25 protein-coding genes are annotated in these 19,391 nt (G+C 36.8%); 3 read left to right on the top strand and 22 right to left on the bottom strand.

Features of this window, described 5'->3' with window-relative positions; all coding sequences use genetic code 11:
- Positions 1 to 17: 17 nt before the first annotated feature.
- The 5 genes from LU279_RS02600 to LU279_RS02580 form a co-directional block, all read right to left on the bottom strand.
- Entirely contained in the window at positions 18 to 1,355 is a 1,338-nt protein-coding gene (locus tag LU279_RS02600) for a virulence-associated E family protein (RefSeq protein WP_274421164.1), read from the bottom strand.
- Complete coding sequence (locus LU279_RS02595; protein WP_274420806.1) at positions 1,303 to 1,971, bottom strand: CHC2 zinc finger domain-containing protein; 669 nt, start codon at positions 1,969 to 1,971, stop codon at positions 1,303 to 1,305. Before LU279_RS02595 ends, LU279_RS02600 begins: the two co-directional genes overlap by 53 nt.
- 186 nt (positions 1,972 to 2,157) lie before the next feature.
- Positions 2,158 to 2,328 carry a hypothetical protein gene (locus LU279_RS02590; protein WP_009243121.1) on the bottom strand — a complete coding sequence of 57 codons (171 nt, stop codon included), beginning with the start codon at positions 2,326 to 2,328 and terminating at the stop codon, positions 2,158 to 2,160.
- 17 nt (positions 2,329 to 2,345) lie between these two features.
- A complete protein-coding gene (locus LU279_RS02585; RefSeq protein WP_274420804.1) occupies positions 2,346 to 3,398 on the bottom strand; it encodes a site-specific integrase in 1,053 nt (350 codons plus the stop codon).
- A gap of 13 nt (positions 3,399 to 3,411) precedes the next feature.
- On the bottom strand, positions 3,412 to 3,603 hold the full coding sequence (locus tag LU279_RS02580) for a helix-turn-helix domain-containing protein (RefSeq protein ID WP_009243123.1): 192 nt from the start codon (positions 3,601 to 3,603) through the stop codon (positions 3,412 to 3,414).
- Between the two features lie 167 nt (positions 3,604 to 3,770).
- Between LU279_RS02580 and LU279_RS02575 the strand changes: the two genes are divergently transcribed.
- Together LU279_RS02575 and LU279_RS02570 are read left to right on the top strand one after the other, a co-directional pair.
- Positions 3,771 to 4,304, top strand: coding sequence for a helix-turn-helix domain-containing protein (locus tag LU279_RS02575; protein WP_274420785.1), 534 nt, complete (start codon positions 3,771 to 3,773; stop codon positions 4,302 to 4,304).
- A gap of 21 nt (positions 4,305 to 4,325) precedes the next feature.
- Complete coding sequence (locus LU279_RS02570) at positions 4,326 to 5,696, top strand: AAA family ATPase (protein ID WP_274420783.1); 1,371 nt, start codon at positions 4,326 to 4,328, stop codon at positions 5,694 to 5,696.
- Positions 5,697 to 6,269: 573 nt separating this feature from the next.
- Here the strand turns inward: LU279_RS02570 and LU279_RS02565 are convergent.
- The 16 genes from LU279_RS02565 to LU279_RS02490 all read right to left on the bottom strand — a co-directional run bounded on the left by LU279_RS02565 (position 6,270) and on the right by LU279_RS02490 (position 17,122).
- Positions 6,270 to 6,968 carry a hypothetical protein gene (locus tag LU279_RS02565; protein ID WP_055053907.1) on the bottom strand — a complete coding sequence of 233 codons (699 nt, stop codon included), beginning with the start codon at positions 6,966 to 6,968 and terminating at the stop codon, positions 6,270 to 6,272.
- A 12-nt stretch (positions 6,969 to 6,980) separates the two neighbouring features.
- Positions 6,981 to 8,144, bottom strand: coding sequence for a GmrSD restriction endonuclease domain-containing protein (locus tag LU279_RS02560; RefSeq protein ID WP_081017107.1), 1,164 nt, complete (start codon positions 8,142 to 8,144; stop codon positions 6,981 to 6,983).
- Positions 8,145 to 8,360: 216 nt separating this feature from the next.
- The gene (locus tag LU279_RS02555; protein ID WP_274420780.1) at positions 8,361 to 9,329 is read right to left on the bottom strand and encodes a helix-turn-helix domain-containing protein; all 969 of its coding nucleotides are present in this window, start codon (positions 9,327 to 9,329) and stop codon (positions 8,361 to 8,363) included.
- 150 nt (positions 9,330 to 9,479) lie between these two features.
- The gene (locus tag LU279_RS02550) at positions 9,480 to 9,794 is read right to left on the bottom strand and encodes a DUF3784 domain-containing protein (protein WP_274420777.1); all 315 of its coding nucleotides are present in this window, start codon (positions 9,792 to 9,794) and stop codon (positions 9,480 to 9,482) included.
- A gap of 36 nt (positions 9,795 to 9,830) precedes the next feature.
- Complete coding sequence (locus LU279_RS02545) at positions 9,831 to 10,208, bottom strand: SdpI family protein (protein ID WP_003864540.1); 378 nt, start codon at positions 10,206 to 10,208, stop codon at positions 9,831 to 9,833.
- A 56-nt stretch (positions 10,209 to 10,264) separates the two neighbouring features.
- Positions 10,265 to 10,633, bottom strand: coding sequence for a hypothetical protein (locus LU279_RS02540; protein WP_274420743.1), 369 nt, complete (start codon positions 10,631 to 10,633; stop codon positions 10,265 to 10,267).
- Positions 10,626 to 10,865 (bottom strand): hypothetical protein, encoded by a 240-nt coding sequence (locus LU279_RS02535; RefSeq protein WP_274420741.1) that lies wholly within the window; start codon positions 10,863 to 10,865, stop codon positions 10,626 to 10,628. Before LU279_RS02535 ends, LU279_RS02540 begins: the two co-directional genes overlap by 8 nt.
- A 42-nt stretch (positions 10,866 to 10,907) precedes the next feature.
- On the bottom strand, positions 10,908 to 11,141 hold the full coding sequence (locus LU279_RS02530; protein ID WP_207659456.1) for a hypothetical protein: 234 nt from the start codon (positions 11,139 to 11,141) through the stop codon (positions 10,908 to 10,910).
- A 201-nt stretch (positions 11,142 to 11,342) separates the two neighbouring features.
- Positions 11,343 to 11,759 carry a YjdF family protein gene (locus LU279_RS02525; protein ID WP_274420736.1) on the bottom strand — a complete coding sequence of 139 codons (417 nt, stop codon included), beginning with the start codon at positions 11,757 to 11,759 and terminating at the stop codon, positions 11,343 to 11,345.
- A 241-nt stretch (positions 11,760 to 12,000) separates the two neighbouring features.
- Entirely contained in the window at positions 12,001 to 12,375 is a 375-nt protein-coding gene (locus LU279_RS02520; protein ID WP_274420734.1) for a TnpV protein, read from the bottom strand.
- Positions 12,376 to 12,378: 3 nt separating this feature from the next.
- Positions 12,379 to 13,797: a plasmid recombination protein gene (locus tag LU279_RS02515; protein ID WP_274420733.1), complete on the bottom strand. Its 1,419-nt coding sequence runs from the start codon at positions 13,795 to 13,797 to the stop codon at positions 12,379 to 12,381.
- A 197-nt stretch (positions 13,798 to 13,994) separates the two neighbouring features.
- Positions 13,995 to 14,222, bottom strand: a complete 228-nt coding sequence (locus LU279_RS02510) for a DUF5348 domain-containing protein (protein WP_055053912.1) — start codon at positions 14,220 to 14,222, stop codon at positions 13,995 to 13,997.
- A 150-nt stretch (positions 14,223 to 14,372) separates the two neighbouring features.
- Positions 14,373 to 14,606 (bottom strand): complexin-2, encoded by a 234-nt coding sequence (locus tag LU279_RS02505; protein WP_330684536.1) that lies wholly within the window; start codon positions 14,604 to 14,606, stop codon positions 14,373 to 14,375.
- A 115-nt stretch (positions 14,607 to 14,721) separates the two neighbouring features.
- Positions 14,722 to 15,723: an AAA family ATPase gene (locus LU279_RS02500; RefSeq protein ID WP_274420731.1), complete on the bottom strand. Its 1,002-nt coding sequence runs from the start codon at positions 15,721 to 15,723 to the stop codon at positions 14,722 to 14,724.
- Positions 15,695 to 16,912, bottom strand: coding sequence for a site-specific integrase (locus LU279_RS02495; protein ID WP_274420729.1), 1,218 nt, complete (start codon positions 16,910 to 16,912; stop codon positions 15,695 to 15,697). Before LU279_RS02495 ends, LU279_RS02500 begins: the two co-directional genes overlap by 29 nt.
- Before the next feature lie 15 nt (positions 16,913 to 16,927).
- Positions 16,928 to 17,122 (bottom strand): DNA-binding protein, encoded by a 195-nt coding sequence (locus LU279_RS02490; RefSeq protein ID WP_274420727.1) that lies wholly within the window; start codon positions 17,120 to 17,122, stop codon positions 16,928 to 16,930.
- A gap of 158 nt (positions 17,123 to 17,280) precedes the next feature.
- On the opposite strand from LU279_RS02490, the gene LU279_RS02485 reads away from it, so the two are divergent.
- The gene (locus LU279_RS02485; protein ID WP_330684534.1) at positions 17,281 to 17,889 is read left to right on the top strand and encodes a helix-turn-helix domain-containing protein; all 609 of its coding nucleotides are present in this window, start codon (positions 17,281 to 17,283) and stop codon (positions 17,887 to 17,889) included.
- Between the two features lie 217 nt (positions 17,890 to 18,106).
- Here the strand turns inward: LU279_RS02485 and tuf are convergent, their stop codons facing one another.
- On the bottom strand, positions 18,107 to 19,300 hold the full coding sequence (gene tuf, locus LU279_RS02480) for an elongation factor Tu (protein WP_274420723.1): 1,194 nt from the start codon (positions 19,298 to 19,300) through the stop codon (positions 18,107 to 18,109).
- Between the last annotated feature and the right edge of the window lie 91 nt (positions 19,301 to 19,391).

Here is a 19,391-nt window from a genome sequence, read left to right as displayed (position 1 = left end):
ATTGTTTACAGTTGTGTTTACTCAAATGGTATCTCCAGTTGTTCCGGTACTTCCATAAATCCGTCTTTATCTTTCTTCACAGAATCTTCTATCCGTTTCCATGACCGCTGTATTCCATATTCCTTTCCGAAACGGTGAGTTCCGTGTGCTTTCCATCCTTCAATTGCATTATTCATAATATTTGCGATTTCTTTGCTTTCCCACTGTTTCATCTCACCTGTCCGGTGCAGTGCATCATCAAACAATAGTTTTGTACATACATAATCGTCTTCATAATCATCAAGAAATGCCTGGATAATTCCTGCATTTGTATCTTCCGACATGAATTCTTTCTGCAGTTTCTTTGCTTCTTCCTCGATTTCTTTTGTAAAACTGAGATATACATTTTCCTGCTGATAAAGCACCATAGCCTCAGCCCATGCCTGTACGATATAAGCTCTGCTCTCTTCTTCATCGTCCATAATATGAACTTCTGCTTTTGTTACATCCGTCATAACCGGAGCAAATCTTCTGTTTCCGGTTCTGTCTAATGGAAGAAAATTCAAATCATTCGATGTTCCGCAGAACACACACTGTCGTGGTCTGTCCTCCGGGTGAACCTCATAAGGAACTTTGTAAGTTTCTTTCTGTCTGCTGAGAAATGATTTGATTTGCTCAATGTTCTTTGCCGTCACAGTTGCTTTCATTTCTCCCATCTCTATGATCCAATGGTTCTGTAATTTCCGGTAAATATTCTCATCATCCAGGTGATCCAGATTGTCACTGAACCAATCGTCCTTTATTGCCAGATATTTGAAAAAAGTAGATTTTCCGGCTCCCTGACTTCCTACCAGACAGAGCATAATATCATACTTTATTCCCGGTTCATATATCCTGGATATTGCCGCCAGCATGTGCATTTTCATCACACCAGTTGTATAATTGTTCTTTTCAGCTCCAAGAAATCGTGGCAACAAATTCTTAATACGTGGAACACCGTCCCATACCAGACTCTCCAGATAATCTCTGATCGGATGATATTTATTTTCATTGGAAACAATATCTACTGCCGCTTTTATTACCCGTTCACTTGTAATCTCATAGTTTTCTTCCAGATACATTTTCAGGTTATAATCATCTGTATCCGTCTCCGTAAGGCTGCTGTTTCTTCGTTCCCACGGTACTTCTTTTACAATATCTATCCTTCCGGAAAGCTCATTTCTCCGAATTGCTTTTTTCAACACCGGATCATTTTGCAGTACTGTCACACAATTTCGGATTGTCTGTCTGGTTCTGCCTTTATCTGTATGAGCCAGCATTTCATTAACATCCTCGACTGTAAGCATTTCCTCGTCCACAATATTCTCTAATTCCATCAAGGACTTCTCGCTGATATTTGTTAACTCTTTCTTCAATTCGTTCAACCTCCCTTCTTTTCACTTTGAAAAAATCTATAATTTCTTCTCCGGTTCCAAACATCAGCACATCCAGATAGTCATTTATTCTTCTTTCATTTGCCAATGCCTCCGTAAATAATTCGTGCCATTCTTCTTCTGGGTTTGGTTTATAAAATTCTTTCCAGAACTGAATCCACCTCAGATATCGGATCAGCACATCTGTCGCATAGTTTAGCCACTGCTCTAATTTTTCTCTGATCAATACGACTTTAGGCTTTTGTGTTTTCAGGGGAGCCCTGTTTCCAATTCTTCTACGCTTTCTCTTATCTTCGATATGAATATCCAATCTGAAATCTTCGATAAGCCTTTTTGCTGCTTCATACTGCGATAGTCCAAATAATCTCGCCGTAAAATCAATCGCATCCCCACCCGCTCCACATCCAAAGCAATGATACATTTTATCTGCTTTCATGCTCGGATGCCTGTCACTGTGAAACGGGCAGCAAGCCATTCCGTTATTTTTTACTTTTATCCCGTAATGCTCTGCAGCCTGCCTGGCTGTTACGCACTCTTTTACCTGTTCAAATATTGTCATATCCACCTCTTGCCCTTCCGGGCAAGTCTCTGATAAACAGATATTCGGGAATTGTTGTATCGTTCAATTCGTGATATACTGAATCTGCCAAGATGATATATCAGTGAATCTGATTATCAGAGAACTTGCTCAGATATTTTGTCTGGGCTTTTTCTTTTTTTCTGTCAGTAGCCATGGTTCCACTCCTTATACGAATCTCCTTGTAGGAATAATGATAATTTCAAATTTGCTTCCGTCCTCTAATTCAAGAAGAATCACATAATCTGAATCTCGATCTGGTAAAATGGAACTTATCTTCAACTTCTTACTGTAGTTAATTGCATCAAATATTTTTCCGACTACTTTCTTTGTTTTCATTTACTTCTTCCTCCGTATTAACGTTTGTTGTCCAACATCTCAGCTACCTTTTTTTGCTGTGACGGATACAGGTGACCATACGTATTTAATGTCATCTGAATATCTTTGTGCCCCAGCCTTTCCTTGATAATCAGCGGTTCCACACCCTGATAAATCAGATAGGCAACATGACTGTGCCGGATATCATGCACTCTGATCTGCTTCACACCGCTCTGCTTTTCATATCTCTTGAGTCGTTTCTGCAGTGTTCTTGCCACGATCGGAAATAATCTCTGGTTTTTCGGAAATCCATAGCGTTTCTTCACATATTCCTGAACTTCTTCTTTCAGAAAATTAGGAATGTCAATGGTGCGAACTGAATTTTCCGTTTTGGGAGTATCGATCACATCTCGCTTCTGAATCCGGTTATAAGTCTTGTTGATATGCAGCCTGTTCCCACTCATATCAAAATCTGAAAAGCTCAGTGCCAGAAGTTCCCCTTCCCTTATACCGGTCCAGAACAAAATTTCAAATATCAGATAATCCTCACTTCCCGGATCAATCACCGTAATAAAACGTTCATATTCTTCTTTCGTCCAGAATTCCAGCTTGTCTGCGTCCGATTTTCCCATACGCTTTACTTTCTTACATGGATTTTCCTTCAGATTGTAAATTTTCTGTGCATGATTGAATAATGCATTCAACTGGTTCTGAATCATGCGTTCATAAGTCTTGCTGTAACCTTTTTCCTGAATGGTATTCTGCCACTGGATAACATCTGCCGGTGTGATCTCATTCATTTTTCTTGTTCCAAAATACGGAACAATGTGTTTGTTCATCATGTGCTGCTTATTCCGGATTGAATTTTCTTTCAGTTCTTTTCTCTTGTCTCCAAAATAAACTTCGATGAAACTTCCCATCTCCATTTTCATATCCGCTGCAGTCTTTCTCATGAATTCCTTTTCATAATTCAATGCTTCTTTCTTCGTCTTGAACCCTCTTTTCAGCTTCTGCGTTTTCTTTCCTGTCCAGTCAATATAACGGAAGCTCACATACCAGGTTCCCTGTTTTGTGTCCTTGTAAGCTGACATTCTAAACCCTCCTTTAAACTGCTCTCTGAGAGCATCCATAAAATTTTGTTTCCCAATAGGGACGTGGAATCTTTCCACGAACTGCCACATATCCTTCCTTTGCCAGTTCATCATTAAGCTGCTTCAGAATGGAATATGCCTTACTGCGTTTTACACCTAATTCTTCCATGACATCATCAACAGTCATCATATAATTAGTTCTCATATCGTCCTCCTTTCCAGTCACTTTTGTGACTTTGTCAATAACCTTTTGCAAATTTAATTTTTATATTCCAAAGTGTTTCACGATCCACTCTGAAAAAACAACCTCTTTCACATCATTCACTTTTGTGCTAGAATAGAAACACAAATATAATTAAGGAGGCAGCCATAATGGTAGGTAAAAAAATCCGGGCATACCGGGAATTCAGAGGATACAGTCAGATACAATTAGCCGAGCTGTCCGGCATTAATGTTGGTACGATAAGAAAATATGAACTGGGAATCCGGAATCCAAAACCGGATCAGCTAGAAAAGATTGCAACTGCACTGGGATTAAATGTCAGTGTTTTTCTTGATTTCAATATTGAGACTGTTGGAGATGTACTCTCCATCCTGTTTGCAATCGATGACTCTGTAAATCTTTCTCTTTCGGAGACTTCAGATCAGAAGATTGCAATGACATTTGATAATCCTACAATGCAGGATTTCTTTAAGAAGTGGTGTCAGTTTAAAAATGTCTACAAAAAGGAAAAAGCTGAAATATTAGCTATTGAAGATGAAGATAAGAGGCAGGAAGAATTGGATAAGCTAAACGCTACCCAGGAAGAATGGAAATTGCGTGCTATGGGAACCACGATAGGGTGCCATACTGTAATCAAAAAAGGTTTCAAAGATCTGTCTATTCGAACATGTGATCTCACTTAAATTAATATGTAGGAGGTAAATATGATTACTAAAATAAAATGGAACAATCACGAAATACTCGGAAATTTAGAACTAGATTTTACAAAAGCAGATGGTTCTCCTTATTCAACCATCATATTAGCTGGCGAAAATGGAACAGGCAAAACAACTATTTTAGAAACCTTAAGTACATTTCTAAACCTCGGAAGTATAGAACCATTCGAATTTATTGAATATAACATCGAAAATAATCTATATACAATTATCCCTTTATCGGAAGATAACAAACAGCTTGGTTTTCATAAAAGAATTTGCAAAATCGATGGAACAACCAAAGATATTACATCCAATCGTTATAATAATACTGATTCCATTGTCAATGATATTTCTGATATCAGACATTATGGATGTTCTTATTCAAAGGCACGCTCAGGATTTGCAACAGACAAAGTAACATCCGTAACTACATCACAATTGGATTCTAACAAATATGAAAATGATGATAATGAAAACTTCACTTCAATCAAGCAATTAATTGTGGATATAGATACTCAAGATAACTCCGATTGGATGGAAATAAGTAAATCTAATACAGGAAAATCACTGGATGAATTTTTACAAACAGCAAAATTATCACGTTTTAAATACTCTTTTGATAATTTTTTTGATAATTTATCGTTTTCAAGGATTGATAATTCATCTCCTGAAGAAAAGCGCATTTTGTTCAAAAAATATGACCATGAAATATCTGTTGACGCCTTAAGTACAGGTGAAAAACAAATCGTATTTCGCGGTGCTCACTTACTAAAAAATAGTAATAGCATAATCGGCGGCACTGCACTTATAGATGAACCAGAATTAAGTATGCATCCAACTTGGCAAAAAAGAATTTTACCTTATTATCGTAGTCTATTCTCCTCCGGACTAGAACAAATGACGCAATTAATTATTGCAACACACTCGGAATACGTATTGTCTTCAGCTTTACAGGATTCTGACAATGTGCTTGTCGTTGTATTAAATCAATCTCAAGCAGGTATTTCTCAAAGACGCATTACAAGTCCTTCTGTTCTTCCAACAATTACCGCTGCTGAAATAAACTATTTAGCATTCAATATTGCATCTACCGATTATCATATAGAGCTTTACGGAAATTTGCAGCATAAATTAGGAGATTTAAATGTCATAAATACGGATAGCTATATCAAAGCTCATAATTTATATAATGTTTCTATGCACTCTAAACCATCATCTTTCACTAATCGGAATGGGCATATCACAAATTATGAAACATTACCAACCTATATTCGAAATGCCATTGATCATCCAGATCCTATAAATCGTCCATATACTTCTTACGAATTGCAATGTTCAACTAATTTACTTATTGAAATTTGTAATTCAATTCCATAAAAGTTATCATTCTGTTATCACAAACGGTTGTCAGGACACTCTCCCGGCAACCGTTTTTCTATACTGTTCGTTATTCTTTTCCGCTCTTTTATATATTTCCGGGCAACAGAAAAACCCGTAGAACCGAAGTTCTACGGGTATCTTACGTTTGGACACAACGTTATCTTACGATAACAAATTTATATTCAGATTGTATTACTCGATGATTGTAGCAACACGTCCTGATCCTACAGTACGTCCACCTTCACGTTTGTGAGGTTCTTAAAATCCCATTATTTTCTGTGATTTTCGTGTCCATATTGTCTTGTGTTGTGGATTTTCCAGGCTATATCTCTATTCTCTGCATTTTTTAGTATCAAAATAGTATCACAAAATAAGTAATACATTCAAAACGAAGGATTGGTCTCCCAATCCCTCGAAATTAGTGGCTGGTCTTACGCTATTAGCTGCCCTTCCATTATCTATGATATGCACTAAATAAAAAAAGTAAACTAAACTAGCTTACTTTTTATGTAGCTGGCTTTACGTATATTAAATACAACCCTTCTACGCACTTATTATTCACAGCTGGCTTTACGCTTCTACACTACCCTTCTGTGATTTAAATTTATCATATTTTTCTTGAAAAGTCAATGCTATTTTGTGATCGACATTAAAACATATTATTATACTTTGATTACCTTTTTTCTCGAAATGAAGCTTTGAAGCATCTAACAATTCAGATAATACCTGTACTATATCATTAAAGGTCAGATTTCGAATTTCATCTTTTCCTAACTCTAATTCAATAGAGCCTTTTTCTATTTTTACATTATAATAAACATCATCAAATTTATTGTCAATCCAAAATTGATACATTTTATTTTCAAAAACTTTTTTCTCTGAATAAAATTTCTTATACTCATTCAATCCCTTTTGATTCGACAATTTAAAGTATTCTTCCACCCGCAAAATTACCTTTTCAATTTCCGCCGGTTCCGCACATACTAATTTTTCAGAATTGTAATATCTACTATGTATTTGTTTTTCTGTAACAATATTAATCTTATCAACTCGAGCAATAGAATTAGTTGAAACGATTCTACACCCAAAGCCTTGTCTTTTACATTTTTCCCACCGCTCTTTTGTATACGTCGTTAAGGGTACAACATAATACATTTTTTCTTCTTTTAGCATCCGTACAACCATCGCCGGGTGTACCCCTTTAAATTCGTATTCTTCTGTTCCCCCTAAATCTATTGCATAAATGCATCCATTAATAACCTTCTTCATCCGTATCTCCCTTTATGACTTAATATTTAACAGCTTCTTGAATTCTGTACGTCGTCCAGTATTAGATTGGTTTTTAAAATTAACATTCATATACCACTCACACAATTTATTTTCAACTTCTTTTCCCATATTATCTGGATAATATACAAAATATCCTGTTAAATATGTTATATAATCTATTCTATCTGGTTCTTGCAAATTGTGTTCCTGAATAAACTGAAGTGCTTTATCTAGTGCTTTCAATGTCAATTCAAAGCATCTTTGAATTTCTGAAGGTTTAAGACTACACAACTGGTTCTCTTTTGTATCAGATGGAATAGGAGTATATGCTTCTGTATGTTCCTTACCTGTTATAATTTCATATGCCGAATTTAAAGTAGCAATTGGATAAGAGACCTCTGTTTTTTTAGGGACAAAGAAGTTATAACCATGTTCCAAAAGTCTATCTCTGAAAATATTCGTATATTGCGTATAGATATCAATTCCATGAATTTTCATCTTTGAAAATCTCATTTGTAAAGCACTTACACGACTTCCTGCATTATTTAATACTTCAAACCATTCTATTTGTTCATCTTCTGACAAATCATCTGCTTGATTAATTGTATAATAATAATTCCTAATTTTAGTCCGGCACTGTAATAAAACAGGTAACACATTTTCTTTTCTTAGGTATTTAGAATTCATAACATACGAATAAAACACGCTATCTTCTTTATTGAGCAGCTTTCCAACTGGAATCTGATATCTTTCTATTGCTCCCTCTACCAGAAGAAATCTTCCTTTTATTAAATCCAAAACTATATTTCGAAAATCCTCACTATCCGTATATGCTTTATAGTTCGTTGTCAGTCTTTGCTGTCCATCTACAATTGAAATTTGAGTTCTACTCATATCCTTAACTATTTCTCTCGTTATAAATGATACTTGTGGCACGTAATCCTGCAGATCATTAATCGCATTAACTGAAAGTGGCGAAACCGGAGCTTTTCCTAATAATTGATAATTTAAAAGAGAAATGCATTTATGCAAATTCCAACTCATGTCTCTCTGATATAACGGTAAAGTTATTTGCTGTTTTTCAATTTGCTGACACATACTTAAAACTGTTAATTTATGCGATTTTTCTGTAGGGTTAAATTCTGCAGCCCTAATTAGTTTTTGATTTATATTCATTTTTCACGTCTCCTTTTTTTCATACTATACTCTATTTATTATTTTGTCAAGCGCAGCGTCCATTATTTTTTTACTTTTTCCATATTTTATGCTTATTTTATTTTAGCTGCTCTTTTTTTCCGCTTGTAAATATTTATAAAAACACCGCTTAGCTATATAACTAAGCGGTAAATTCAATATCACTATAATTAAAAAAAGCACCTATCTCTAAAAATGTCAAAATTTTTTTCTCGCAAAACTATATATATCCCCCGAGAAGTAACCTTTAAGCACCTTTACTGCATTCTCTGCATCATCGGTTTTCACGAATATATCCACACCATATATTCCAAATCCAGGTGCCCCATGCATTGCAACATTCGCACCTGCTTCCTGTGAAAAAGCTGCTATTCCATTTTGCTTTAACATTTCTACAAGTTGTTCTGTCTCTACTATATTCTGTGCATTATAAATTTTTGTCCATTCTACCTTAGATAGGGAAGTTTCCTTTTTCTCCTGAACATTTGACGAATTCTGGTTTCTTTTTCGATTAATAAATGCCAAGAGCCTAAGAATAATAAATGCCACAATAGTAATACCAATCAGAAATCCCAATGCTAACCGTGTTATCTGTGTTTCTGTAGCCCCCATTCTGAATAAGCATACACCATAGATGACTGTAAAAATTCCTGCACATATCACACTGGTGAGAAAATCTCTCCATATAGTAGCACTTTTTGGCAAACATTTATCCCATATTCCATTGTACACCATAATAGAGGCGTACAGGATTCCTCCTACCAAAGCAGTTGCTGTCTCTCCTAAAACCAAGCGAATATCCACAGTTAATAACATCTGAATAATAATCGCTAACACACTAATCACAAACATTGATGCAAATGCAAGATTTCCAGCCTTTAATGCTTTTTGTTTCACCCATCCTTCATACACCGCAACTTTGTCCAGTGTTTCTTTCATCTCTTTATTCATAGTCTGGCTCCTTTCTCCATCCAGGAGCTCTCTCATCTCAACATCGTAGTATTCAGCAAGTTGAACAAGTATACTGAGATCTGGCATATTTATTCCTGTTTCCCATCTGGAAACTGTTCTTGCAGATACCTCAAACTTCTCGGCAAGCTGCTCTTGCGTAAGATTCTTTTCTTTACGACATTGCTTTAAAAAAGCTCCAATCTTTTTTGTGTCCATGTCTCTACCTCTCTTCCACTTACAGCTTACCAATATGTATCAAAATTACCACGACATAAAACGAGAATCCGCTAATTTTCAACCGGACATCGTATGTCTAAAACAAATAAACGGTATTTTCACCCCAAAAGCATTCTATTCCTCTATAAATTAACCTTCTATTTTATGTCTATCCATAAGCAGCAGAATAAACATAACAAACCATATCACCCATGCAATTAAACAACCGATTCCTATATGCCAAATATCTATAATCATTCCAACAATAAAAGGAATTGACATAAACATCATTCTCTTCCCATATGCCTTACACATAGCATTTTCATCATATTTTTTTCGTTCTTCTGCTGATTTCATATTATAACCAGACAAGAATTTGGATGCTTGTCCTTTTGACCTATAAAACCATATTCCAAATAAAATCATAATCACTGCCATTGCAAAGTCAAAAACAATATAGAACATATAATGCTTCCTTTCAGTCGATTCCACAAATTGAATTTATCGTCTTGTTCCATTCTTATCAAAATTCTTTTTTAATGCTATTTCTGTTGGGAGAATAGACCCAATTAAAGGAATAAGTTGAACACCACAGATAATCCCTCCTATACTCCCAACACAATCTTCATTTTTTCCAATCACTAAAAGCATGAATATTACTGTTATCGGCAACATAACCATTCCACAGACATACCAGACTTTACCACAATATTTATGAGCAAATTCCCATGTGTCTTTGTTCTTCATAGACATTGAAGTCCGATATCCAAATACTGAATTTATTTCCTTTGGAGCCTTTTTCATAAAATATCTTCCAAAACCAATCATCGTAAATGGAAGAAGCAAATCCATAATCAACATAAAAATCCAAAACCCCATTGTAAACCTCCTTTACTACAACTTCCGATTGTGCGTTTGTGCAAAACACCTTTATTTCAAACGTATGAAAAGTATTGACATTCGCCGAGATTACTTAGCACGTCTCTAAGCACAAACATAAAGTTCAACTTGCTTTTGTTTATAGTTTCTCCTTCAATTCTACTGCAGTAATTTTGTACTTTCTCAAGTTCTTCAAACAATAATCTATTACAAATTTCTTTAGCTTCCTCCAAAACAAGAGCATCACAATACACCGCATCGATAAAATATTCTTCTTCTTCCACTATTAAGCATTGTTTTTCAGAGTGAAATCTTTTTGCGAAATTTGAAACAATTATTTTTTCGTAATCTTCATCGCACAATTCTATTATACAAGGAACAAAATTATCATTATTTTGCTTTTTGTAAAATGTAATATCAAGCATTGTTCTTACCTCCAGTTTTCCTTTTTTTCACTTTTTCACGAACTTCTTTAACTTTTTCGGGTGAAAGGTCATCGTAAAGTTTTATCCCTTTTGCTTCAGCCCTTTGCTTTGTTTTTGGAGAAGCTTTAGCTTGGACTAAAGCTATGCTAACCCCTTGCTCGCTGAATTTATCAATATCACTTGGAAAAATTTTTGCTCTTGCTTTAATTTCTCCATAACCTTTTTCAGCCATTCTCAGCTTCCTCCAATCATCTGCTAATATTTATTATCTGCGCTAATCTTTTAAATACCTATCCAGAATAAAAATTAACTTTTGTTCATCTTCCTTGGGATAGCTAAAATCACCCAAATGTGAATTTCCTTCTGTAGATTGAATATCTATTCCATATTTCTCGCCAATCTCTTTAACCATCAACTTAATATCTCTATGTTCAGCCAGTTTTTGAATAGCTTTATTTTCATCCTCAGATTTCTGATAATCGACTATAGAAAAATCATTATACATCATCCTCTACCTCCTCCTTAGTGAACACATTAATATATAAATTTTCTGCTACTCAAAAGAACAATATGTAAATTCGTAGCTAAAAATTTTACTCTGCCATGCCACATACTGCGAACCTCTCACAGTATAAGCAATTTTTTGTTCACCTTCTGCAGCTAAGACATATTAAAACAATCCCGATTTGAGAAGAAGCCCAAGGGACTTTTAATGTTCCTTATGCTTTTCTCTTTTCTTTAGCTGTTTTAGTTCAAACATTCGCTGTTCTTCCGCTTCTTTTTTCTTTCGGCTTCTCTCTTTACGCTCATGCTTGTTCTGTTCCTGCTGTAATTTCAACGCCAGTTGTGATTTTGTACTAATACCAGTTTCCAGCATCTGCTTTTTTGCTGAACGCTGCATCCGTTTCGGATTTCTTTTTATATCCTTTACAATAGCTTCAACAGCCGGACTGAATTTCAAACCGAAATAGTATTTTTGAATATATTCCTGCACTTCATAATCTTTTGGTTCTACGCCAAATGTTACCTTTGCCACAGATAATTTACCATCTTCAATATGCTCAAATATGCCTACCCAAAATGGTTCTTCAAAATATACCGTCAATCTTCCATTTACTTTGTCCATAAAAATCCCTCCTAAAATTTATTGAACAAAGAATGGACAACCCGGAGGGGCAGGTTACTTACCCTATTTATATAGGACGGCCGGGCTACCTACCGGCTCTGGCACATCAAAGATGCACGTTGCGTTTTTATCTTTGTTTTGATAACTTTCAATTTACCTTCACTTTATTTTACCATAGTGCTTTCTAAAGTTCTATTCTAATATACAAAAATGTAAAAAAGCGATTTTATCCCCCTCGCAATCACACATATATCATGTTTTTCAATACAATTTCTTCTGCACTAGCTTTTATATTATTCATCAGCCTGACCCACTCCATCTGATCCTGTGCCTTTAATTCTTCAGTTACACCCTGTTTTTCTGTCATCTGTTCCATAAGCGTTTCCACCTGTTCTCTAGCTTCCTGATCAGTCTGATTCAGATGTTCATTCAGTTTTCCAGTCAATAACAAATACTGATACCTTGCTGATCTGTGTTCTTTTAAGAACTGCTTTCGTAACATTCCATATTTTCCATATGTCGGTTCTTCTTCTCTTAAAACCAGATCCGGCAAATAGTAATCTCCATGCAACGTATAGCTCATTCCATTTTTTTCATCATAAATTTGTTTTTTCATAGTCTAAATCTCCAATCCTTTGTATTTTGTTCTATTTTTCTTACGTTGTTGGTTTTCAATCTGACTCTTTTGAGTCGCCCATTCCAACTGTTTCAGAACGCTTCCCTTTGGCATTTGCTCCATTCGCCGTTTTTCTTCCAGTGTCCTTTGTTCTTTAATATCCTGCTGCACCACATCCTCTACAGTTTCTGATCCCAAAATACGCACCACTCTGTCATATCTGTCCGAAATCTCTTGTAAACGTTGATTATCATTTAATAATTCCCCATTTTCTTTACGCACATCATCTAACTGCGTTTGGATATCATCACATTTCTCCGTAGATTTTTGATATTTGTTTTTCCAGCTTTCTATCGTTTTGTTAAGTTCTACAACCTTTCCAGCTAATGCAGCAATCTGATTCTTCATCTTGATAAACAATGGCTTGATTTTATTTTCTCTGTAAAGTACTGCACGTTCAAATGTTCCTGCCTCCGGTAAAAACGTCTTAATCATTCCATATTCTTTTATTTCTTTACTGGCATTATCCATAATCGGCTGCAGCACATCTCGACGCTCTTCCAGACTTTTTACTTCTTTTTCTGCGTCCTCTGCCCTTTGTTCTGCTTCTTGTTTCTCCCTGATTGCCTGTTCCTTATCGTCTTTTAAAATCTGGATATCTGCTCTGAATTCCGCAATTTGTGCTGTCAGTTCTTCGTTTTCTGCAGTTAGATACTCTTTCTCCTGCTCCAGCTCCTGTACTTCCTTTTTTCGCTCTTTCTTCTTGAAGTTATAAACATCCAAATGTTCCTCATGAGTACCTTTCTGTTCCCATTCAATGCCATGCTGTTTTGCAATCTCTGCCAGGACCTTTTTTTCATGGTTCATCCACTGGTTCAACTCTGTATCATGCTTATTTCCACCTTGAAATCCAAGACTTTTTAATGCCTGTTTCAACGAAACTCTGGTGTCCATTCCTTTTCCTTTCCAATCAGTCACATAAGGAATAAAATCAATATGTAAATGTGGAGTAGACTCATCCTGATGTAGATAACACCCAAATACCCGTAGCGCTGGATTCCGTTTCTGGAAGTCCTTTACATATTCATCCAGCACTTTTACAGCCAGATCTCCTTCTACTGTTCCGACAGCCATATCTTCTCGATTTCCAATTTGAAAAATCACTTCGTGGAACAACTTCTCTTGTTTTCCCTGCCGAATTTTTTCATAGTAATTTGTAATCTGCCGTTCTTTTCTTTTTCCGATGTTGTATCTCCCCACAGCATCATCAAATAACTCTTTATAGACTTCCTTCAGATTTTCATTCTGGTAACAAATATTTAATTGTACTCTGTCCGGTTCTACATTCTCTGCGAAAAACTCTCTCCTGTTATGGGCCAAAGAACCTTTCCCTATCATACCGCTAATTGTTCGTTTTATCATAATGTTTCTCACCTCTTTTCTGAGCAAGTGCCAGATAGCGCATAATTTTTATTTACGCCAGTCATGGCGATATTAAGAAATTTTCGCCGGATACGGCGGTTTTGTTACTTTTGTCAAAAGTAACGCAAAAGCACTTTCGACAGCCGTACCGTCCATCAAAAGTACCCTTGCGCCCTGCCGGGGGCTATCCGATCAAATTATTCCGGTATTCTTGCCTGTACATATTCCAGATCTCCGCAATATGGTGTTCCCACCAGATACCATTCTCTTGCCGGATTCATCTCCATTCTTGTCCGTACCCACTTATCATCAACCAGCACCTCAAGACCTTCTCCACAGTGAAATCCCGTATCAATCCATAAGTCTGATGCCAACAATCCATATCTGTCATTACTGCTGTTATATCCTAATCTTCCCTGTTTCATTGTATCTTTCTCCCTTCTTCACAACTATCAAATTTACAGTAATCTCACATTCCAACCATAGTTTTCCGTCTGCACCTTACCAACTTTCTCCTTGTTTACTTCTCACAGGTGCGTGACACACTCCTGTAAAAAGATAGTCAATAAGAACTGTTACCATCGAAAGCTCTCTTGCATTCCTTTTCTGTCCAGATACTCCTGCCGGAACTTTTCCCGTTCTTCTTCTGTTGGTGCAGTTTTGGATTTACTGTATACCTCACGATTTACCATTGCATCCAGCTTTTTCTCCAAACCATTTCTTATATCATCTGCTTCCTGTTCCTGATCCAGTAAATGATATTTTATAATCTTTCCAAATAACTCCTCTGGAATCATAACGTTTTTCAAGTTCTCACCTTCTTACAATTTATGTAAGGACGCAACACTGCAATGTCTTTACAGATTGCAATCTTGCATTTTAATTCCGCATTTTCTATATACTCTGCAATGTTGCACCCTTAATTTATTCCGGCTTAACTTTATCTAAATCCCAATACCATGAATTACCGATTCGTCTTGCCTTAATTCCAAGTTCCTTTTTTGCATTTTCCAGTGTTCTTTTAGAAATATTCAAATCTTCTGCCATATCAAAGATTTCACTGCTTTGCACAGAAGTTGATGTTTCTGCCAGTTCCCTCAGCATCTTCCTTGCCTGTTCCAGTTTATTTACCTTTGGCGCAATTCCACCAAGCACCTCATCTGCTGTGATTTCATAGTCACCTATCCACTCAAATCCTGTTTCTGTCAGGCGAAATGCTTTGGAATGCCCAAATGCAGCCAGATTATTTTTAATCTGAACCACTGCTCTTAAATCCGGTTCTCCCTCTATTCTTCCTACCAGTAATACGCTTCTGGCTACTGCAAAAAAATCAATCGAACCCATTCCTCTATATGCAGCTTTATTTCCACCAGCTTTATTCATATGTCCGATTAATAAAATTGCACATTTGTATTTTTCTGCCAGCAAGCTCAATCTTTTCGTCATATCCCTTGCTTCATTTGCCCGGTTCATATCCATTGTTCCTCCAAGGTATGCCTGAATCGGATCTAAAATAAGCACTCTCGCACCAGTCTGTTTGATAGCAGTTTCCAGTCTTTCATCAATCATGGAAAGTGATTTTTTTGTTTCATCTATAACCATGATTCTTTCACAGACCGCTTCTGCCAGCTCCAGTCTGGGTTTTACTGTATCTGCCAGTCCATCTTCCGCTGTCTGATAAATAATATTTACTGGTTCTGTTACTTTCATATCATTATCCAGTCCTTCCCCTTTAGACAATCTCGCTGCAACATTTAATACTAACGTAGTTTTTCCATCACCCGGATCTCCCTGAATAATCGTTAATTTTCCATAAGGGATAAATGGATACCAGAGCCAGTCCACTGTCTGGGACTGAACATCTGACATCTTTATCATTTTCAATTCTGTTTTATTCTCATTTCTCTGTTCCATAAATTCCTCCATTTTTCAAACTATTCTCGCCAATTATCTGTTGTTCTTTGGAAGAATCCCTGCTATAATCAACTTGTCTAGGATTGACATTTGTGGATTCGTCCCCATTTGTCACATTGCTCCGGTTGTTCGTACTTCCGGAGCTTTTTATATTTTCATCATCCAGCATATCTGCCACCACTTTCTGCTGATCTGGATATAAGTGCCCATAAGTATTCAATGTAATGCGAATGTCCGTATGTCCAAACCTTTCTTTAATCATCAATGGTTGCACTCCCTTATTAATCAGAAATGCCGCATGACTGTGACGAATGTCGTGTACTCTTATCTTTTTTACTCCAGTCTTTTGAACCACCTGTTTTAACTTATGCTGTACCGCTTCATGAACCATTGGAAAAATCCGTTCATCTTCGGGCAACTCATACAGTCTGCTAATATAGTCCTGAATCTCTTTTTTCAGAAATTCCGGTATGGAAATCGTACGGTTCGATTCTTCTGTTTTGGGAAATGTAATCACGTCCTCTCCATGCATACGGTAGTAAGTTTTATTGATATGAAGTAGATTCCTTTCAAAATCAATGTCAGCAGGTGTAATGCTGAGTGCTTCGCCTTCTCTCGCTCCTGTCCAGAATAATAATTCAAACAGCACATAATATTTGCTTCCCGGTTCTATTTCGGTCATAAACTGCCGATATTCTTCAATTGTCCAAAACTTCATTTTCTTTTTTGAAGTCTTTCCCATACGTTTTACTTTGTCACAGGGATTATCTGCCAGATTGTAGATATTCTTCGCATGATTGAATAATGCCGTCATCTGATTCTGTATTGTTTTCAGATAATCATCTGAATATCCTTTTTCAATAATCGTATTCTGCCACTGGATAATCTCTGCTGGTGTAATACTGTTCATTGATCTGTCCTTAAAATACGGTAACAGTTGAGCCTTCATCGTATCTCTTTTATTCTTGATACTCCTGTCCTTCAATGACTGAGACTTGTCTCGGAAGTAGACTTCTACAAACTCTCCCATTGTCATATCCATGTCTGCTTTCGCTGTTCTTTTATACTCCGCTTCAAAATTTAATGCTTCTTTCTTAGTGCGGAATCCTCTTTTTACTTTTCTCTTTTTGGCTCCTGTCCAGTCCTCGTAATAAAACGAAACATACCAGGTTCCTCTTTCTTCATCTTTGTATGCTGCCATACATTCTCACCCCGCTTACATTGCAATCTGGGAATATCCATAAAATTTCTTTTCCCAGAATGCCCTTGGTATTTTGCCTGCAACGGTCACATATCCCTGATCTGCAAGCTCTTTGTTCAATTTACGAAGTAGCTTATAAGCATATCCAAGTGAAATTCCCATGCTTTCAGCCACTTCTTCTGCTGTAATCATATAGTTCTGTTTCTGCATATCATTTCCTCCTTATCTATAATTATCATTTTCACTGATACTATATCATTTTAAATAATCATTGTCAATAATTTTTATCTGTATAAATGATATTTTCCCATATTGTTGATTTTTATCATTTATGATATACTAATTATAGTTTTGAGGAGGTGTCTATCATGCAGGAATCATCTATTTCAGAGAAAATAAAAGAACTGCGAACTGATCTGAAAATGAATCAGAAAAACTTTTCCGCAGCCATTGGGATAAGGCAATCAACTTTATCCAGTTATGAAAACGGTGTGGTTACTCCATCCAATGAGGTATTATTAACCATTGCTCAAAAATTTCATGTCTCACTGGACTGGTTGTTTGGATTATCTGAAAACAAAATACAAATTTCTACCCTGAGCGATGTCATTTGGGTTCTACTCCAGATGAATGAGTCAAATGAATTACGCTATGAACTGGACATAAATAATAAACTTCCCGGAGATATAGAAACAACAACTCAGAGATGGTATGCCGGACTTCGCTTTTATGGAAATGATCCGGAGCATTCTTTAAATGCGGATATGTGTAATTTTCTTGCAGACCTGCAAGAGAACAGAGAAAGCCTGGAATCTTATTTCACAGGCAAGGATATGTACGATATGTGGAAAAAACAGACGCTGGAATACTACACAGCGAAACCTGTCACACATAAAGAAATTGAAGAACTGGATTTTGAAACACGAATTCGTAAACGAGATGAACTTTTAGCAAAGAAATTTTCCAATAACGAATAAAAATAGTATCATAACAGTATCACAGGCAGATATGCGAAGAAAATAAAAGTCTTCCCATACCTGCCTGTTTTAATTTATTCGCTATTCTTTATAGATTTATTCTTAATTTTTAAGCAACAGAAAAACCCCGGAAACCTTACGGTTCCGGGGCAATCTTACGCTTGAACACATGGTATCTATGATACCAATTTATATATTATAATCTGTCAATCAGTGATTACTCGATGATTGTAGCAACACGACCTGATCCTACAGTACGTCCACCTTCACGGATAGCGAATGTAAGACCCTGTCCCATAGCGATTGGGTGAATCAGTTCGATTGTCATTTCGATGTTATCTCCAGGCATACACATCTCTGTTCCTTCTGGAAGGTTGCAAACACCTGTTACGTCAGTTGTTCTGAAGTAGAACTGCGGACGATAGTTGTTAAAGAATGGTGTATGACGGCCACCCTCGTCTTTTGTCAGAACGTAAACCTGAGCTGTGAATTTTGTATGGCATGTGATTGTGCCTGGTTTAGCAAGAACCTGTCCACGCTCGATCTCGTTTCTCTGAACACCACGAAGAAGTGCACCGATGTTGTCACCAGCCTGAGCCTCGTCAAGAAGTTTACGGAACATCTCGATACCAGTTACAACAACTTTACGTGTCTCTTCTTTGATACCAACGATTTCAACTTCCTCAGATACGTGAAGAACACCAGCCTCAACACGGCCTGTTGCAACAGTACCACGACCTGTAATAGAGAATACGTCCTCTACAGGCATAACGAAGTCTTTATCTGTGTCACGCTTCGGATCCGGAATGTAGCTGTCTACTGCAGCCATAAGCTCCATGATCTTGTCGCCCCACTCGCCGTTTGGATCTTCAAGAGCTTTAAGAGCAGAACCCTGGATAACCGGTGTATCATCGCCTGGGAAGTCGTACTCGGAAAGAAGATCACGGATCTCCATCTCAACCAGCTCAAGAAGCTCCTCATCGTCAACCATGTCACATTTGTTCATGAATACAACGATGTAAGGAACACCTACCTGACGGGAAAGAAGGATGTGCTCTTTAGTCTGAGCCATAACACCGTCTGTAGCTGCAACAACAAGGATAGCGCCGTCCATCTGAGCAGCACCAGTGATCATGTTCTTAACGTAGTCAGCATGTCCTGGGCAGTCAACATGTGCATAGTGGCGGTTCTCTGTTTCATACTCAACGTGTGCTGTAGAGATTGTAATACCACGCTCTCTTTCTTCCGGAGCTTTATCGATGTTCTCGAAATCTGTAGCGGAGTTACCAGCTACTCTCTCAGACAGAACTTTAGTGATAGCTGCTGTAAGTGTAGTTTTACCATGGTCTACGTGTCCAATGGTACCAATGTTACAATGCGGTTTGCTTCTCTCAAACTTAGCCTTTGCCATTTTAAAATGTCCTCCTTAAAACTTGGCTCTTTCTATCAGAGCATATTTTTTAAAGTAAACTTGCTATCCTTGATTATATTGCAAATCAAGG

Origin of the sequence: Blautia sp. XA-2221 (assembly GCF_028767025.1) — a bacterium.
Lineage (GTDB): Bacteria > Bacillota > Clostridia > Lachnospirales > Lachnospiraceae > Blautia_A.
The sequence above is the reverse complement of the archived record's forward strand: the minus strand, read 5'-3'. Positions and strand labels throughout refer to the sequence as shown.

Coding starts and splice junctions, on each gene's coding strand:
- LU279_RS02600 (WP_274421164.1), bottom strand. CDS start 1,355: ATGGAATTAGAGAATATTGTGGACGAGGAAATGCTTACAGTCGAGGAT.
- LU279_RS02595 (WP_274420806.1), bottom strand. CDS start 1,971: ATGACAATATTTGAACAGGTAAAAGAGTGCGTAACAGCCAGGCAGGCT.
- LU279_RS02590 (WP_009243121.1), bottom strand. CDS start 2,328: ATGAAAACAAAGAAAGTAGTCGGAAAAATATTTGATGCAATTAACTAC.
- LU279_RS02585 (WP_274420804.1), bottom strand. CDS start 3,398: ATGTCAGCTTACAAGGACACAAAACAGGGAACCTGGTATGTGAGCTTC.
- LU279_RS02580 (WP_009243123.1), bottom strand. CDS start 3,603: ATGAGAACTAATTATATGATGACTGTTGATGATGTCATGGAAGAATTA.
- LU279_RS02575 (WP_274420785.1), top strand. CDS start 3,771: ATGGTAGGTAAAAAAATCCGGGCATACCGGGAATTCAGAGGATACAGT.
- LU279_RS02570 (WP_274420783.1), top strand. CDS start 4,326: ATGATTACTAAAATAAAATGGAACAATCACGAAATACTCGGAAATTTA.
- LU279_RS02565 (WP_055053907.1), bottom strand. CDS start 6,968: ATGAAGAAGGTTATTAATGGATGCATTTATGCAATAGATTTAGGGGGA.
- LU279_RS02560 (WP_081017107.1), bottom strand. CDS start 8,144: ATGAATATAAATCAAAAACTAATTAGGGCTGCAGAATTTAACCCTACA.
- LU279_RS02555 (WP_274420780.1), bottom strand. CDS start 9,329: ATGGACACAAAAAAGATTGGAGCTTTTTTAAAGCAATGTCGTAAAGAA.
- LU279_RS02550 (WP_274420777.1), bottom strand. CDS start 9,794: ATGTTCTATATTGTTTTTGACTTTGCAATGGCAGTGATTATGATTTTA.
- LU279_RS02545 (WP_003864540.1), bottom strand. CDS start 10,208: ATGGGGTTTTGGATTTTTATGTTGATTATGGATTTGCTTCTTCCATTT.
- LU279_RS02540 (WP_274420743.1), bottom strand. CDS start 10,633: ATGCTTGATATTACATTTTACAAAAAGCAAAATAATGATAATTTTGTT.
- LU279_RS02535 (WP_274420741.1), bottom strand. CDS start 10,865: ATGGCTGAAAAAGGTTATGGAGAAATTAAAGCAAGAGCAAAAATTTTT.
- LU279_RS02530 (WP_207659456.1), bottom strand. CDS start 11,141: ATGATGTATAATGATTTTTCTATAGTCGATTATCAGAAATCTGAGGAT.
- LU279_RS02525 (WP_274420736.1), bottom strand. CDS start 11,759: ATGGACAAAGTAAATGGAAGATTGACGGTATATTTTGAAGAACCATTT.
- LU279_RS02520 (WP_274420734.1), bottom strand. CDS start 12,375: ATGAAAAAACAAATTTATGATGAAAAAAATGGAATGAGCTATACGTTG.
- LU279_RS02515 (WP_274420733.1), bottom strand. CDS start 13,797: ATGATAAAACGAACAATTAGCGGTATGATAGGGAAAGGTTCTTTGGCC.
- LU279_RS02510 (WP_055053912.1), bottom strand. CDS start 14,222: ATGAAACAGGGAAGATTAGGATATAACAGCAGTAATGACAGATATGGA.
- LU279_RS02500 (WP_274420731.1), bottom strand. CDS start 15,723: ATGGAGGAATTTATGGAACAGAGAAATGAGAATAAAACAGAATTGAAA.
- LU279_RS02495 (WP_274420729.1), bottom strand. CDS start 16,912: ATGGCAGCATACAAAGATGAAGAAAGAGGAACCTGGTATGTTTCGTTT.
- LU279_RS02490 (WP_274420727.1), bottom strand. CDS start 17,122: ATGCAGAAACAGAACTATATGATTACAGCAGAAGAAGTGGCTGAAAGC.
- LU279_RS02485 (WP_330684534.1), top strand. CDS start 17,281: ATGCAGGAATCATCTATTTCAGAGAAAATAAAAGAACTGCGAACTGAT.
- tuf (WP_274420723.1), bottom strand. CDS start 19,300: ATGGCAAAGGCTAAGTTTGAGAGAAGCAAACCGCATTGTAACATTGGT.